The sequence below is a fragment of the Epibacterium sp. ABV4_022 genome (genome assembly GCF_056159345.1).
On the sequence record NZ_JBSWVA010000001.1, the window covers coordinates 258893 to 273348 of the forward strand.

Genomic DNA, 14456 nt, shown 5'->3' on the forward strand with positions numbered 1-14456 from the left:
CGCTGATGCTCCGATCTCCTCCTTGCCTGACGCCGCATTGGAGGACGATATGAAACCCCTCTTTGTTGCGAGCGCGCTTTTGGCCGCCACCGCCGCGACGGCGGACACGCCAGAGCTTGTGGTCTACACCTACGACAGTTTTGTGTCCGAGTGGGGCCCCGGCCCGGCGGTGGAGCAGGCGTTTGAAGCGACCTGCGACTGTGACCTGAAATTCGTCGGCGCCGGCGACGGGGCGGCGCTGCTGGCGCGGATCAAGCTGGAAGGCGAGCGGTCCGATGCGGATGTGGTGCTTGGCCTTGATACCAACCTGACCGCTGCGGCAAAGGACACCGGTCTGTTTGCGCCGATCTCGGTCGAGGCCGACTATGCGCTCCCCGTGGCGTGGAACGACGAGGTCTTCGCGCCCTACGACTGGGGCTATTTCGCCTTCGTGCACAATGCCGCCGCGGATGCGCCCACGAATTTCAAGGCGCTGGGCGAGAGCGACGCCAAGATCGTCATCCAGGATCCCCGCTCCTCCACCCCCGGGCTCGGGCTCTTGATGTGGGTGAAGGCCGCCTATGGCGACGAGGCGCCAGCGATCTGGGGGAGTCTGAGCGACAATATCGTCACCGTCACCAAAGGCTGGTCGGAAGCCTATGGTCTCTTCCTCGAAGGTGAGGCGGATATGGTGCTGTCCTACACCACCTCGCCTGCCTATCATCTGATCGCCGAAGAGGATGACAGCAAGGCCGCCGCCGTCTTTGACGAAGGGCACTACATGCAGGTTGAGGTGGCCGGAAAACTCGCGGCCAGCGATCAGCCGGATCTCGCGGATCAGTTCCTGCAATTCATGGTGTCGGATGAGTTCCAATCGATCATTCCGACCACCAACTGGATGTATCCGGCGGTCATCCCCGCCGACGGCCTGCCTGCCGGGTTCGAGACTTTGGTGAACCCGGAGAAAGCCCTGCTTCTGCCCGAGCAAGAAGCCGCAGACCTGCGGGCAAAGGCGCTGGACGAATGGCGCACAGCGCTCAGCCGGTAAACCTGCGTCCGGTCGCGACCTGGCCCGGAACCTGCGCCGCCCTCGGGGTGGCGCTGCTGGTTCTGGGCACGCTGACGGCGGTAACCCTGCGGGCGGAGGACGGCGCCGGGTTTGGCGCAGCCGATCAGTCGGCTCTGCGGTTCACGCTGGTGCAGGCGGTGCTGTCGGCCCTGATCAGTGTCGCTCTGGCGATCCCGGTCGCCCGTGCCCTGGCCCGCCGCAGGTTTCCCGGGCGTCGTGTCTTGATCACGTTACTGGGCGCGCCGTTCATCCTGCCGGTGATTGTTGCGATCCTGGGGCTGCTGGCGGTCTTTGGCCGCTCCGGCTGGGTGAGTGATGCGCTGGGGCTGGTGGGCCTGCCCCCGGTTCAGATCTACGGGCTGCACGGGGTGGTGATCGCGCATGTGTTCTTCAACCTGCCGCTGGCAACCCGGCTGATCCTGCAAGGCTGGCAGGAGATACCGGCAGAGCGGTTCCGGCTCGCGGTGCAGCTGGATGCCGGGCCGGGGGCCATGTGGCGTCTTCTGGAACTGCCGATGCTGCGGCAGGTGGTGCCCGGTGCCGCGGCGGTGATCTTTGCCATCTGCCTGTCGAGTTTCGCGGTGGCGCTGACCCTTGGTGGCGGGCCACGTGCGACGACGCTGGAACTGGCGATCTATCAGGCGTTTCACTTTGACTTTGATCTTGGGCGGGCGGCGATGCTGTCCAGCGTGCAGCTTGTCCTGACGGTGGCAGCGGCGCTTCTGGCGTTGCGGGTGTCGCTCGGGGATGGTCTTGGTGCCGGTCTCGACCGGGCGGTGGCCCGTTGGGACGGGGCAGGGGCGCGCGCAAGGCTGTTTGACGGTCTGTGGATCGCACTTGCCGCGCTGTTCCTGATGCTGCCGCTGCTGGCGGTGCTGGTGGCGGGCGTGCCTGGCTTGGCGAGCCTGCCCGGCTCAGTCTGGAACGCGGCCTGGGTGTCGATCCAGATTGCCAGCCTGAGCACCGCACTGCTGTTGCTGGTGGCGCTGCCCCTGTCGGCAAGCATTGCCATGGGGCGCAAACGGCTGGGAGAAGTCGCCGGTATCCTGGGGCTCGCGGCGTCGCCGCTGGTGATCGGGACCGGGCTGTTCGTGATGGTCTATCCCTTTGTCGACCCGTTTGTGCTGGCGCTGCCGGTGACGGCGGTGGTCAACATGGTGATGGCGCTCCCCTTTGCGCTGCGGATTCTGGTGCCTCGCATGCGGCAGGTGCTGCAACAGAATGCACGCCTGGCCGTTGCGCTCGACATGCGTGGCCGAGCGGTCTGGCAGCGGGTGCTGCTGCCGCGCTGTCGGGCTCAGATCGGCTTTGCCGCCGGACTGACCGCAGCGCTGTCGCTTGGTGATCTTGGTGTCATCGCGCTGTTTGCCGATCCCGAGGTCGCGACGTTGCCGTTGCAGGTCTATCGGCTGATGGGGGCCTATCGCATGGAGGCCGCGCAGGGGGCGGCGCTGCTGCTGTTTGTTCTGTCGATGGGGGTATTCTGGCTGCTGGACCGGGGAGGGCGATTCCATGCTGAAACTTGAAGGCGCAGACATCCGGAAGGGCACGTTCCGCCTCGAAGCTGACCTCGAGTTCGCCGGTGGTGCGCGGGTGGCGGTGATTGGTCCGTCCGGTGCGGGCAAATCCACCCTGCTGGAGGCGGTTGCCGGGTTTCAGCCCCTCGCGGCGGGGCGGATCCTGTGGCAGGAGCGAGATCTGGCGCCGCTGGGCCCCGGCAAGCGGCCGGTGGCAATGCTGTTTCAGGACGGCAACCTGTTTCCGCATCTCTCGGTGCGGCAAAACGTGGGCCTCGGGGTCGATGCCAATCGCCGTCTGACTGCGGCGGAGCGCGCGCAGGTCGACGCCTCCATCGCCCGCGTCGGGTTGCAGGGCTTGGAAGATCGCAAACCCGCGGAGCTGTCCGGTGGCCAGCAGAGCCGGGCAGCGTTGGCGCGGGTGCTGGTCCAGGGGCGGGAACTGCTGTTGCTGGACGAACCCTTTGCGGCGCTGGGTCCGGCGCTCAAGGCGGAGATGCTGGATCTGGTGCGGGACATCACCGCCGAAAGCGATCTTACCCTGTTGATGGTCAGCCACGATCCGCAGGACGCGCGCCGGATCGCGGATCAGGTGGTGCTGGTGGCCGAGGGCACGGCACGACCGCCCGAACCCACAGTGCAGCTGCTGGACAACCCGCCTGCGGCGCTGCGCAGCTACCTGGGCGACAATTGACCGCGGTTTCCGCATTTTTTGCGATCCTACATTTCCAAAACGGCGGAACGCCCGCTAGAGTTGCGCCAACCAGGGAGACCCAGTGACATGAAACTCTTCTATTCGGCTTCTTCCCCCTTTGTACGCAAGGTGGTGCTGGTGCTGCATGAAACCGGCCAGCTGGACGATGTTGCGCTGTTGCCGGTCACCACATCCGTCACCGGCCCGGATGCGGCGCTTGCGGCCAGCAACCCGCTGGCCAAGATCCCGGCGCTGACCCGCGAGGGTGGTCCGACACTCTATGACAGCCGGGTGATCTGCGAATTCCTCGATGCCCGTGCAGGGGGCGCCCTCTACAAGGGCGGCTGGGACATGAAGGTGCTGGAGGCCACGGCGGACGGCATCATGGATGCCGGTGTCTCCATGGCCTATGAAAAACGCCTGCGCCCCGCGGACAAACAATGGGACGGCTGGCTGGACGGGCAGCGTCACAAGATCCTCGGCGCCTGTGCAGCGGTCGAGGCGCGGTGGATGCCGGCATTGAACGGGCCGGTGAACATCGGCCAACTGGCCATGGCGGCGGCGCTGGCCTATGTGGATTTTCGTCACCCGGACGCCGGTTGGCGCGAGGGCAACCCGCAGCTTGCCGAGTGGCTGCGGGCCTTCGAATCGCGCCCGTCGATGCAGGCGACGCGACCGGATGCCGCCTGAACGCCGTCTGGGGCCGGGTTTTCACCCGGTTTTAAAGGAGAAGCGGCAGATAGGGGCGGAAGCGGCGCAGCATTGCAACGGTTCTGTGAAAGAAACCCCGTCTTCGGCAGACCTGCGCTGCTTTGACCGCTAGACGAACCCGGTTTGCATCGCTAGACACGCGGCTGAGTCACCGCGTCCAGTTGCGGTGTAAGCGCATGTTTGCCCTAAACGGGCGCTGAAATTGGAGAAAACCTCGTGTCCCACGCAGAAGACCACGAAGGAACCCGGAGAGATTTCCTCTACTACGCCACCGCTGGCGCAGGGGCTGTCACCGCGGGTGCCGCCGTTTGGCCACTGGTCAACCAGATGAATCCCTCCGCTGACGTTCAGGCCCTGTCCTCCATCCTTGTGGACATTTCCGGCGTGGATGTTGGTACGCAGATCTCTGTGATGTTCCTTGGCAAGCCGGTGTTCATCCGCCGCCGCACCCAGGAAGAAATCGACGAAGCGCGCGCAGTCGAGATGCAAGAGCTGATCGACTCGTCCTCGGAAAACCCGAACAAACCGGGCACCGACGCCGCCGATGAAAACCGCACCCTCGACGAAAATGGCGAATGGCTGGTGATGATGGGTGTCTGCACCCACCTCGGCTGTGTGCCGCTGGGCGATGGCGCCGGGGAATTCAATGGCTGGTTCTGCCCCTGTCACGGGTCGCACTACGACACCGCGGGCCGTATCCGCAAAGGTCCCGCGCCCGAGAACCTGCATATCCCGGTGGCCGAGTTCACCGACGAAACCACCATCAAGCTGGGATAAGGAGACGCGCGAATGGCTGGTATTCCACACGACCATTACGAGCCGAAGACAGGCGCAGAAAAGTGGCTCAACAGCCGCCTGCCCATCGTCGGCCTCATCTACGACACCATCATGATCCCCACCCCCAAGAACCTGAACTGGTGGTGGATCTGGGGCATCGTCCTCGCCTTCTGTCTGGCGTTGCAGATCGTCACCGGCATTGTTCTGGTGATGCACTACACGCCGCATGTGGATCTCGCCTTTGCCTCCGTTGAGCATATCATGCGCAACGTGAATGGCGGCTACATGATCCGCTACCTGCACGCGAACGGCGCGTCGTTGTTCTTTGTTGCCGTCTACATCCACATCTTCCGCGGTCTGTTCTACGGCTCCTACAAGGCCCCGCGCGAAATCACCTGGATCGTGGGCATGCTGATCTACCTCTGCATGATGGGCACCGCCTTCATGGGCTACGTTCTGCCCTGGGGTCAGATGTCCTTCTGGGGGGCGACCGTGATTACCGGCCTGTTTGGCGCGATCCCGTTCATCGGTGAACCGATCCAGACCTGGCTTCTGGGCGGACCCGCTGTGGACAACGCGACGCTGAACCGCTTCTTCTCGCTGCACTATCTGTTGCCCTTCGTGATCGCGGCCCTCGTGATCGTTCACATCTGGGCCTTCCACACCACGGGCAACAACAACCCCACCGGTGTCGAAGTGCGTCGCGGTTCCAAGGAAGAAGCCAAGAAAGACACGCTGCCGTTCTGGCCCTACTTCGTGATCAAGGATTTCCTCGGTCTGGCCGTGGTGCTGCTGGTGTTTTGGGCCATCGTTGGCTTCATGCCGAACTACCTCGGCCACCCGGACAACTACATCGAAGCCAACCCGCTTCAGACCCCTGCGCACATCGTGCCGGAATGGTACTTCCTGCCCTTCTACGCGATCCTGCGGGCCTTTACCTCCGAGGTCTGGATCGTGCAGATCGCGTCCTTCGTGACCGGCGGTATCATCGATGCGAAGTTCTTCGGTGTTCTGGCGATGTTTGGTGCGATTGCCGTGATGGCACTGGCGCCGTGGCTGGATACCTCTCGCGTGCGCTCGGGCAAATACCGTCCGCAGTTCAAGTGGTGGTTCCTGCTGCTGGTCATCGACTTCTTTGCCCTGATGTGGCTGGGCGCGATGCCTGCGGAAGAACCCTATGCGTCCTTCTCGCTGATCGCATCCGCCTATTGGTTCGGCTACTTCCTGGTGATCCTGCCGCTGCTTGGTGTGATCGAGAAACCGGAACCGATCCCCGCCACCATCGAAGAAGATTTCGACGCCCACTACGGCAAGAAATCCGAAGCTACTCCTGCTGAATAAGAAGAAGGACAGCTACCTATGTTCAAGAAATTTGTAACCGGTGCTGCCTTCGCTCTGGCACTCGTCCCGGCCGCGTCCTTTGCGGCTGGGGGTGAGGGGCATATCGAAGACTTCGCCTTCTCTTTCGAAGGTCCCTTCGGCACCTATGACCAGAACCAGTTGCAGCGTGGTCTCCAGATCTTCACCGAGGTCTGCGCCGCATGTCACGGGCTGAAACAGGTTCCGATCCGCACCCTCTCTGACGAAGGCGGCCCCGGTCTGCCCGAGGACCAGGTGCGGGCCTATGCCGCCGACAACTTCGAGGTGTTCGACGCCGCGCTGGATGATTTCCGTCCCGCGACCCCGGTCGACCACTTCCCGGCAAACACCGCACTGGGCGCGCCGGACCTCAGCCTGATGGCAAAGTCCCGCGCCGGTTTCCACGGTCCCTACGGTCTGGGTCTGAACCAGCTGTTCAAGGGTATGGGCGGTGCGGAATATATCGCCTCGCTGCTGACCGGCTACACCGGTGAGACCAAGGAAGAGGCCGGCACGCTGTTCTACGAGAACACCGCCTTCCCGGGTGGCTGGATCTCCATGGCGCCGCCGCTTGCGGATGAGCAGGTGGAATTCATCGATGGCCACGCCAACGATCTGCACCACCTGGCCGAGGATGTCTCTGCCTTCCTGATGTGGACAGCGGAGCCCAAGATGATGGCCCGCAAACAGGCCGGTTTTGTCGGTGTGCTGTTCCTCGCCGTGCTGTCGGTGCTGCTCTATCTGACCAACAAGCGTCTGTGGGCACCGCATAAGGGCAAGAAAACCTCGTAAGGGCGTGCACCTGCAAGATTGAAGAAACCCCCGTATCGGTTGATGCGGGGGTTTTTTGCTGTTTTGAGGGCAGCGGCAGATCGTCAGCCTGCTGCGCGCACCGGGCCGCGGTGGCGCGTGATATCAGTCGAAGAAGTGAGAGCGGGCACGTGGGGCCGCGATGCGTGCAAGGATCTGCTGCGCGCCTTTCTGTGCCCCTGTGCGGCCATCAAATGTGACGTCGTAGGTGAGACCATCATGGACATGGCCGAAGTCCCGCGCGGCGCTGCCTGCGGGGCGGTCTGCGCGTGCCACCTCGCGGGCTTCAAGCACCGCCAGAGGGGTCATCAGACCGACGAACAGAACCTCGTGACCAACCAGTCGCTGTTGCAGCTCGTGATGCCAGCTCGGGGTGTCGAGGATATGTTCTACGATCAGATCGTTGCCGGCATCGGCAAAACCGGCAATGGCACGGTGAAAGCCCGAGAAAAACTGCGGCCGGGCAGCGCTCCAGTCCGGATAGGCCGCAGGGGTCCATGCGCCGCTGTCACGCAGGTGATCGATGGAGAGGTGCAGGAACGGCCGCTCAGACGCGTTGCGTATCGCCGTGGCCAGTGTGGATTTGCCGCTGCTGGACGGGCCGTGCAGGAACAGGATCAGGGCCATGCGTGCGTCCTTGAGGCGGTCAGGCGGTCAGCTGTGTCCCCTGGATGCCGGTAATACGGGCCTGGATCAGCGCGCCTTCGATCTGCGGGGTGGCAAAGCGCACCTCGGTGAATTGCTCTGTGCGCCCCATATGCGGATTTTCCATCAACACGCTATGCTGACGCCCCAGTTGCCGGGAAAGGTGTTTTTCCACCTGTGCATCGCCTTTGGCGCGCAGGCGCGCGGCCCGATCCTTGATGATGTTGCCGTTGACCTGCGATGGGATCTTTGCCGCTGGTGTGCCTTCTCTCTTGGAGTAGGGGAACACATGCAGCCAGGTGAGGTCGCAGTCGGTCACCAGCTTGAGCGAGTTTTCAAAATGCGCCTCGGTTTCGGTCGGGAAGCCGGCGATAATATCGGCTCCAAATGTCATGTCGGGACGCAGCTTGCGCGATTCCTCTGCAAACCGGATCGCATCGTCGCGCAGGTGGCGGCGCTTCATCCGTTTCAGGATCATGTCGTCGCCATGTTGCAGGCTCAGGTGCAGATGCGGCATCAGGCGCGGTTCGGTGGCGATCGCCTGCATCAGGTTCTCATCAACCTCGATCGAGTCGATGGAGGAGATGCGCAGGCGCGGCAGATCCGGCACCAGCTTCAGGATTCGCATCACCAGATCACCCAGTTTCGGCGTTGCGGGCAGGTCCGCGCCCCAACTGGTCAGGTCGACGCCGGTCAGCACAACCTCGTTGTACCCCTTGTCGACCAGCCGCTTGATCTGGTCCACCACCACACCGGCGGGAACCGAGCGCGAGTTGCCGCGCCCGTAGGGAATGATGCAAAAGGTACAGCGGTGGTCGCAGCCGTTCTGCACCTGCACATAGGCCCGCGACCGGCTGCCAAACCCATCAATCAGGTGGCTTGCGGTTTCGGTCACCGACATGATGTCATCCACCAGCACCTTCTCGGTGGTGCCTATGAAATCCGGCCCCTTGGCCATACGCTGCCAGGTCTCGGGCTGCATCTTCTCGGTATTGCCGATGACCTGCGTGACTTCGCTCATGGCGGCAAAGGTCTCCGGCTCGGTCTGAGCCGCGCAGCCGGTCACAATGATCGGCGCATCGGGGTTGTCCCGGTGCAGCTTGCGGATTTCCTGACGGGCCTTGCGCACGGCCTCTGCCGTCACCGCACAGGTATTGACCACCACGGCATTCTCGAGGCCCGCCTGGCGGCTCAGCTCCTTCATGGCTTCGGTCTCATAGGCATTGAGCCGACAGCCAAGGGTGGTGAACTTCGGCGCAGCGCTCACGGGGTGAGGCTTTCGAGGAACTGACGGGTGAAATGCCCGTCGGCCACATGCATGGTCGGGCCTGTCATCCAGACGCCGTCCTCGCGCCAGTCGATCCACAGCGTGCCGCCATCCAGATCGATCTGCACCTTGCGCCCCGTGAGCCCTTTGCGCGCCGCGGCAACGGCTGTCGCACAGGAGGAAGACCCAGAGGCAAGGGTCACCCCCACGCCACGCTCCCAGACACGCATGCGCAGGTGATCGGGACCGACAACATGCGCCACCTGCACGTTGGTGCGTTGCGGATAGAGCGGGTGGTGTTCGTAGCGGGGGCCAAAATCCTCCAGCGGGATCAGATCGGCGTCCTCCACAAAGAAGGTGCAATGCGGATTGCCCATGCCGGTCGCCGTGGGGCCGCCCTCGATGGGCAGCTCCAGCGTATCCATGTCCTCGCTCAGCGGGATTTCATCCCAGGAGAGTTGTGGCATCCCCATGTTGACCGAGGTCAGCCCGGCGCCGGCATCACGTGCAAACAACGTACCCCTATCCGTCGTCAGGGTAAGCCCGGTCGCGCCGCTCTGATCCAGCAGGTAGCGCGCGATGCAGCGGGTGGCGTTGCCGCAGGCAGCCGAAGTCGACCCGTCGGCATTGTAAAACACCAGATGCGCATCCGTGGCACCGTCATCGGGCTCTGGGGGCAGGATCACCGCCAGCTGGTCGAAACCCAGGCCGAATTGACGATGGGCGATTCCCTTCGCCAGAGCGGGGGTAATGTGAGAGTTTTCGGTGCGGGCATCGATGACGACAAAGTCGTTTCCAAGCCCGTGCATCTTCATGAACGGCAACATATGATCGGATCCTGGGGAGGCCATGACCCGCATATAGACCTCATGAGAAAATGAATCCAGAGATAGCGCAGAAAACTTTGAAAAGGGGGTTGACCCTTTGCCGCCGTGACCGTAGAAGCCCCCCCTATCGGAACGGCGCGGCCAGCTTGGCCAAGACGTTTCAGCCCGAAATAAGCGCTTGATCCTCCGGGATTAATCAGCTCTAAGGGCGATCCGCGGAGGCCGGACCGAGCTTCCATACAGAGAGTGGGCCGTTAGCTCAGTTGGTAGAGCAACTGACTTTTAATCAGTGGGTCGCAGGTTCGAATCCTGCACGGCTCACCACTTCTCACAATTGACGAACGACAGTAAGTTTGTCGCTTTCGACAGATGATTGTCCATTTATCGGCATAGTAGTTCGCTGTTCTGGTTGATCGGGAATTAGGTCAGGTTACAGGGTGCTGCAAAAAGCGATGACGCTTGAGATCGACACCCTTTTTGGTACGCGCTTCACGCCATCCATTGTTCAACCCGACACGTCCGGTACGTGTCTCGCCGAGACCCGCGTGTAAGCCGTATCGAGACTTGGTTTTTTCGTTCCATGTAAACCTGCGCCACGCACGGGATCTGATCGCTGCCTGGCGGAGCAATTATCATCGCCAATGCCCACCCCGAGCCTCGACGGGCTCACCTCGTGGGAGTATCACCAACGGTCAGTAGACGGCCACCCCCTGAACAGAGCGCGTCCAACAACGCGGGCTCTGCGGGGAGCACGTCACCCACAATCAGAGGATTTACGTATGCTGAACACCAAATGCCGTTTTGAAACCGCCAAAGCCAGCCAGTACCTACAACAGCTCTGCAAGCATTTTGCACATAAGGTCGAGGCGCGTTTCGATGATCGCGAGGGCACCGTGGATTTTGCACGTGGTACGGCGGTTCTGATCGCCGAGGACGATGTCCTGATGATCACGGTCACAGCAGAAGATCAGGACGGGCTTGAACAAACCAAGGGCATTATCGAGAGCCATCTGATCCGCTTTGCCTTTCGCGAAAACCTCGAACGCCTGAACTGGGACTGAGATATTCCAAAATGGACATGGCCATTTCCTGAAGGCTGTGGCAGGTTCTGCCCGCCAGCAAGTGTGCACGCACAGCCAGCGAAGCAGATCTTTCCCTTCCTTGAAATGACATGGGGACTTGTCCGATGTTTCGATCGCTTGCTTGCGGCGCTGCGCTGCTTTTGGCTCTGCCTGCGTTTGCCGCAGATACCGTATCCATTGACACCTATCGCGGTGCTGTGGAGGTCCCGGAGGCCCCGAAGAAAATCGCGGTCTTTGACATTGCTGCCGTAGACACCTTGTCGGCGCTGGGAGTCGACATCACAGGTGCACCGCAGAACCTCTACGTGGATTACCTCGACAGCATTGCCGAGAAAGCGGAAGATCTGGGCACCCTGTTTGAACCCGACATCGAAGCGGTACATGCCTTGCAGCCCGACTTGATTATCGTCGGCGGGCGCAGCTCGGATCAGGTCGAACCGATGTCAGAACTGGCTCCGGCGATCGACATGACCATCTGGGAAGACGTAGTCGGTCAGGGGCTTGATCGGCTTGAAGCCTATGGCAGGATTTTTGACCTTGAGGACAAAGCCGCCGAACTGCGTGCCGCCTTCGATACCCAGCTAGCCGACACCCGCGCTGCGGTGGCCGGTCAGGGAACCGCGCTGATCCTCCTGACCAATGGACCGAAAATCTCTGCCTATGGCAAAGCAGGCCGGTTCGGCTGGCTGCATTCCACACTCGACCTGCCGGAAGCCGCAGCGGAGATCAGCGACTCGACGCATGGCGAGAGCATCTCGTTCGAGTTTATCCAGACCGTGAACCCGGATTGGCTGATCGTGATCGACCGCCTTGCCGCAATTGGCCAGCCGGGCGAGGATGCAAAGACAACCCTCGACAATACCTTGGTGCATGAGACCACAGCCTGGAAGAACGATCAGGTCGTGTATCTCAATGCGTCCGACATCTACATCTCCGGCGGCGGGATCCAGTCGATGATGCGGACGCTTTCGGATATCGAGGCCGGCTTCAGCGGAAACTGATCCCTGATGTCTCACAGTATCGCGGGGGTGCTGCTCCTGAGTCTCCTGTTTGTCGGGTCGCTCTTTGTGGGGGCGACCCCTTTGGCGCTGACGGATGTCATGACGTCGGAGGCCTGGGTGTTGATCCGGGACAGCCGCCTGCCGCGCGCATGTGCGGTGGTGCTGACCGGGGCGTCGCTGGCGATTGCCGGTCAGATCATGCAGTTGATCGCGCGCAACAGGTTCGTGGAGCCGATGACCGCGGGCACCGGCCAAAGCGCGATGCTGGGCCTGTTGCTGGTTTCGGTTCTGCTGCCGACCGCGGCCATCGGCGTGAAGATGACCCTAGCGGCCTGTGCCGCCCTCGTGGGCAGCATGGGGTTCTTCGCGCTCACGCGCCGCCTGCCGCCAGAAGAGCCACTGCTGGTGCCGCTTGTAGGCATCGTCTACGGGGGCGTGATTGGGTCGGCCGCCGTCTACATCGGGTTTCAACTCGATATGCTGCAATATATCGACATCTGGCTGACCGGCGAGTTCTCCGGCACCATGCGTGGCCGATATGAACTGCTGTGGATCGCGGGTCTGGCCGCGGCGCTGAGCTATCTGGTGGCGGATCAGTTTTCCATCCTCGGCCTCGGAGAAACCGTAAGCCTGAACCTCGGGCTCAACTACCGGCAGGTGGTGCTGAGCGGTCTGGTGGTGATTTCCGTGGTGACGGGCCTCACCGTGGTAACAGTGGGTGCGATCCCCTTTGTCGGACTGGTGGTGCCAAACCTTGTCAGCCGTCTCGTCGGGGACAATCTGCGCCGGAGCCTGCCGATGACGGCGATGGTGGGCGCGGGGTTGGTTCTGGCGTCGGATATCTTTGCGCGCCTTGTGGTACATCCGTTCGAGGTGCCGGTGGCGACCGTCATCGGCATCATCGGCGCGGCTGTCTTTCTGTGGATGCTCTACGGCAGAGGCCAGCATGTATCGTAATCGCCTGCTGATTCTGGCGCTGGTTCTTGTGGCCTGCGCGCTTGCCTATCTGTTCACGGGCGTGAAGGGCAGTCTTGAGTTTGCGCTGATGTTTCGCGGCAAGAAGCTCGCGGCATTGGTGTTGATCGGCGCCGCTCAGGCGGTGGCGGCGGTGATGTTTCAGACCATTTCCGGCAATCGCATCCTGACGCCGTCGATCATGGGGTTTGATGCGCTGTATGTTCTGATCCTGACCTCTGCGTTGGTTGCATTGGGAGCGCCTGCCTACCAGCAACTTGATCCGGGGCTTTTGATGCTGACCAACGCAACACTGATGTCTGCGGCAGCGGTGATGCTGTTTGGTCTGTTGTTGCGCAAAGGGCAGGGCGATTTGATGCGCATGCTTCTGACCGGGGTGGTGCTGGCGGTGATGCTGCGCTCGATCACTGGCCTGTTGCAGCGTGTGATCGACCCAAGTGAATACGCCGTGGTGCAGGCGGCGTCCTTTGCGCGGTTTTCTCGGGCCGAAACTGATCTGCTCGGCGTCTCGGCCATCCTGTGCTGTGTGGCACTGGGATGTGCCTGGCGCATGCGGCATCGGCTGGATGTGCTGGCGCTCGGACCGGTGGCGTCGACGTCGCTGGGGGAGCCCCCACTCAGAGGGCAGCGCCGGGCGCTCTTGCTGATTTCGATCCTGGTTGCGGTTTCCACCGCGCTGGTGGGTCCGGTGGCCTTCTTCGGGCTTTTGGTCTCTGCGCTGACCTATCTGGTGCTGCCAACGTATCGCCATGCGATCCTGCTGCCCGGGAGTGCGCTGATCTCCGGCGTGATCCTCGTCGGCGGCCAATGGGCGCTGGAGCGGGTCTTTGTCTTTACCACGCCGCTCAGTGTCGTGGTCGAATTCCTTGGCGGGTTGGTCTTCCTGCTGTTGCTGATGAAAGGACTGAAACGATGATCGAGGTCCAGAACCTGTCCCATCATATCCACGGTGCTCCGATCCTGAACGAGATATCCGTCACCGTGCCCAAGGGCGGTGTGGTGGCGCTTGTCGGTCCCAATGGCGCGGGAAAATCGACGCTGCTGTCGCTGATGGCGCGGCTGACACCGCAGCAGCAGGGGCGCATCACCGTCGATGAGCTGGTCGTGGGCGAAAGCGATGACAAGGAACTGGCTCGGCGGCTTGCGATCCTGCCGCAGACGGTCCACGCCGCAAGCCGCCTGACGGTGCGTGATCTGGTGGGCTTTGGCCGCTACCCCTATCACCGCGGGCGCCCGACGTCAGAGGATCGCGCCAAAGTCGAAGAGGGCCTGGGCCTGTTTGACCTGTTGCCGCTGGCGGATCGGTCGCTTGATACGTTGTCTGGTGGGCAGCGGCAGCGGGCGTTTGTGGCGATGACCTATGTGCAGGACACTGATTACCTGTTGCTGGATGAACCGCTCAACAATCTTGATCTGGCCGCGTCGCGCGCTTTGATGGCCCGCCTGCGGGATTTGGCGGACAACAAGGGGCGCACCATTATCATCGTGCTGCATGACATCAACTTTGCCACCTCCTATGCCGACCGTGTGCTGGTGATGAAAAACGGGTGCCTCTGTGCTGATGGTGCGCCGGGGGATGTGGTGACCGCAGACCTGATCAGAGGCGTCTTTGAAACCGATGCGCCGCTTCACATGGTGGAAGGGCGCCCGATTGTGATGGTGTGATCCCGCCCACCGACAGCGCGTCGGTCCCTGCCGCAGGCGCGCAGGGGATGGGATGCGGCTGCCGTCAGACCGGAATGC

The 14456-nt window shown here is 62.3% G+C and carries 15 protein-coding genes and 1 tRNA gene; 13 read left to right on the forward strand and 3 right to left on the reverse strand.

Annotation, left to right across the window (positions count from 1 at the left end; genetic code table 11):
• The first annotated feature begins 49 nt into the window (after nt 1-49).
• The 7 genes from thiB to ACXAF5_RS01245 all read left to right on the forward strand — a co-directional run bounded on the left by thiB (nt 50) and on the right by ACXAF5_RS01245 (nt 6898).
• Nucleotides 50-1027 carry a thiamine ABC transporter substrate binding subunit gene (gene thiB, locus ACXAF5_RS01215; RefSeq protein ID WP_474945250.1) on the forward strand — a complete coding sequence of 326 codons (978 nt, stop codon included), beginning with the start codon at nt 50-52 and terminating at the stop codon, nt 1025-1027.
• Nucleotides 1003-2574, forward strand: coding sequence for a thiamine/thiamine pyrophosphate ABC transporter permease ThiP (locus tag ACXAF5_RS01220; RefSeq protein WP_474945251.1), 1572 nt, complete (start codon nt 1003-1005; stop codon nt 2572-2574). Before thiB ends, ACXAF5_RS01220 begins: the two co-directional genes overlap by 25 nt.
• Nucleotides 2561-3259, forward strand: coding sequence for a thiamine ABC transporter ATP-binding protein (locus ACXAF5_RS01225; RefSeq protein ID WP_474945252.1), 699 nt, complete (start codon nt 2561-2563; stop codon nt 3257-3259). Before ACXAF5_RS01220 ends, ACXAF5_RS01225 begins: the two co-directional genes overlap by 14 nt.
• A gap of 87 nt (nt 3260-3346) precedes the next feature.
• Nucleotides 3347-3949: a glutathione S-transferase gene (locus tag ACXAF5_RS01230; RefSeq protein ID WP_474945253.1), complete on the forward strand. Its 603-nt coding sequence runs from the start codon at nt 3347-3349 to the stop codon at nt 3947-3949.
• 237 nt (nt 3950-4186) lie between these two features.
• Nucleotides 4187-4747, forward strand: a complete 561-nt coding sequence (gene petA, locus ACXAF5_RS01235; RefSeq protein WP_239322199.1) for a ubiquinol-cytochrome c reductase iron-sulfur subunit — start codon at nt 4187-4189, stop codon at nt 4745-4747.
• 12 nt (nt 4748-4759) lie between these two features.
• Entirely contained in the window at nt 4760-6088 is a 1329-nt protein-coding gene (gene petB, locus ACXAF5_RS01240; RefSeq protein WP_474945254.1) for a cytochrome b, read from the forward strand.
• An 18-nt stretch (nt 6089-6106) separates the two neighbouring features.
• Nucleotides 6107-6898 carry a cytochrome c1 gene (locus ACXAF5_RS01245; RefSeq protein ID WP_239322197.1) on the forward strand — a complete coding sequence of 264 codons (792 nt, stop codon included), beginning with the start codon at nt 6107-6109 and terminating at the stop codon, nt 6896-6898.
• A 123-nt stretch (nt 6899-7021) separates the two neighbouring features.
• On the opposite strand, the gene ACXAF5_RS01250 is transcribed toward ACXAF5_RS01245, so the two are convergent.
• Genes ACXAF5_RS01250 through dapF form a run of 3 tightly spaced genes read right to left on the reverse strand, consistent with a single transcriptional unit; the run spans nt 7022 to nt 9655 of the window.
• Nucleotides 7022-7543, reverse strand: a complete 522-nt coding sequence (locus ACXAF5_RS01250; RefSeq protein ID WP_474945255.1) for a chloramphenicol phosphotransferase CPT family protein — start codon at nt 7541-7543, stop codon at nt 7022-7024.
• A 19-nt stretch (nt 7544-7562) separates the two neighbouring features.
• Nucleotides 7563-8828: a tRNA (N(6)-L-threonylcarbamoyladenosine(37)-C(2))-methylthiotransferase MtaB gene (gene mtaB / locus ACXAF5_RS01255; RefSeq protein WP_474945256.1), complete on the reverse strand. Its 1266-nt coding sequence runs from the start codon at nt 8826-8828 to the stop codon at nt 7563-7565.
• Nucleotides 8825-9655, reverse strand: coding sequence for a diaminopimelate epimerase (gene dapF / locus ACXAF5_RS01260; protein WP_239322194.1), 831 nt, complete (start codon nt 9653-9655; stop codon nt 8825-8827). Before dapF ends, mtaB begins: the two co-directional genes overlap by 4 nt.
• Before the next feature lie 248 nt (nt 9656-9903).
• Here dapF and ACXAF5_RS01265 point away from each other — a divergent pair.
• The 6 genes from ACXAF5_RS01265 to ACXAF5_RS01290 all read left to right on the forward strand — a co-directional run bounded on the left by ACXAF5_RS01265 (nt 9904) and on the right by ACXAF5_RS01290 (nt 14378).
• Nucleotides 9904-9979 (forward strand) — tRNA-Lys (locus ACXAF5_RS01265).
• 455 nt (nt 9980-10434) lie between these two features.
• A complete protein-coding gene (locus ACXAF5_RS01270; RefSeq protein ID WP_474945257.1) occupies nt 10435-10716 on the forward strand; it encodes a DUF2218 domain-containing protein in 282 nt (93 codons plus the stop codon).
• Between the two features lie 125 nt (nt 10717-10841).
• On the forward strand, nt 10842-11738 hold the full coding sequence (locus ACXAF5_RS01275) for a siderophore ABC transporter substrate-binding protein (RefSeq protein ID WP_474945258.1): 897 nt from the start codon (nt 10842-10844) through the stop codon (nt 11736-11738).
• A 6-nt stretch (nt 11739-11744) separates the two neighbouring features.
• On the forward strand, nt 11745-12695 hold the full coding sequence (locus ACXAF5_RS01280; RefSeq protein WP_474945259.1) for an ABC transporter permease: 951 nt from the start codon (nt 11745-11747) through the stop codon (nt 12693-12695).
• Nucleotides 12685-13629 (forward strand): iron chelate uptake ABC transporter family permease subunit, encoded by a 945-nt coding sequence (locus ACXAF5_RS01285; protein WP_474945260.1) that lies wholly within the window; start codon nt 12685-12687, stop codon nt 13627-13629. The genes ACXAF5_RS01280 and ACXAF5_RS01285 overlap by 11 nt, the downstream gene beginning before the upstream one ends.
• On the forward strand, nt 13626-14378 hold the full coding sequence (locus tag ACXAF5_RS01290; RefSeq protein ID WP_474945261.1) for an iron ABC transporter ATP-binding protein: 753 nt from the start codon (nt 13626-13628) through the stop codon (nt 14376-14378). Before ACXAF5_RS01285 ends, ACXAF5_RS01290 begins: the two co-directional genes overlap by 4 nt.
• Nucleotides 14379-14456: the final 78 nt, after the last annotated feature.

Excerpts from the sequence above, each read along its gene's own strand:
- thiB (WP_474945250.1), top strand. The coding sequence starts at position 50 with ATGAAACCCCTCTTTGTTGCGAGCGCGCTTTTGGCCGCCACCGCCGCG.
- ACXAF5_RS01220 (WP_474945251.1), top strand. The coding sequence starts at position 1,003 with ATGGCGCACAGCGCTCAGCCGGTAAACCTGCGTCCGGTCGCGACCTGG.
- ACXAF5_RS01225 (WP_474945252.1), top strand. The coding sequence starts at position 2,561 with ATGCTGAAACTTGAAGGCGCAGACATCCGGAAGGGCACGTTCCGCCTC.
- ACXAF5_RS01230 (WP_474945253.1), top strand. The coding sequence starts at position 3,347 with ATGAAACTCTTCTATTCGGCTTCTTCCCCCTTTGTACGCAAGGTGGTG.
- petB (WP_474945254.1), top strand. The coding sequence starts at position 4,760 with ATGGCTGGTATTCCACACGACCATTACGAGCCGAAGACAGGCGCAGAA.
- ACXAF5_RS01245 (WP_239322197.1), top strand. The coding sequence starts at position 6,107 with ATGTTCAAGAAATTTGTAACCGGTGCTGCCTTCGCTCTGGCACTCGTC.
- ACXAF5_RS01250 (WP_474945255.1), bottom strand. The coding sequence starts at position 7,543 with ATGGCCCTGATCCTGTTCCTGCACGGCCCGTCCAGCAGCGGCAAATCC.
- dapF (WP_239322194.1), bottom strand. The coding sequence starts at position 9,655 with ATGTTGCCGTTCATGAAGATGCACGGGCTTGGAAACGACTTTGTCGTC.
- ACXAF5_RS01270 (WP_474945257.1), top strand. The coding sequence starts at position 10,435 with ATGCTGAACACCAAATGCCGTTTTGAAACCGCCAAAGCCAGCCAGTAC.
- ACXAF5_RS01275 (WP_474945258.1), top strand. The coding sequence starts at position 10,842 with ATGTTTCGATCGCTTGCTTGCGGCGCTGCGCTGCTTTTGGCTCTGCCT.
- ACXAF5_RS01280 (WP_474945259.1), top strand. The coding sequence starts at position 11,745 with ATGTCTCACAGTATCGCGGGGGTGCTGCTCCTGAGTCTCCTGTTTGTC.
- ACXAF5_RS01285 (WP_474945260.1), top strand. The coding sequence starts at position 12,685 with ATGTATCGTAATCGCCTGCTGATTCTGGCGCTGGTTCTTGTGGCCTGC.
- ACXAF5_RS01290 (WP_474945261.1), top strand. The coding sequence starts at position 13,626 with ATGATCGAGGTCCAGAACCTGTCCCATCATATCCACGGTGCTCCGATC.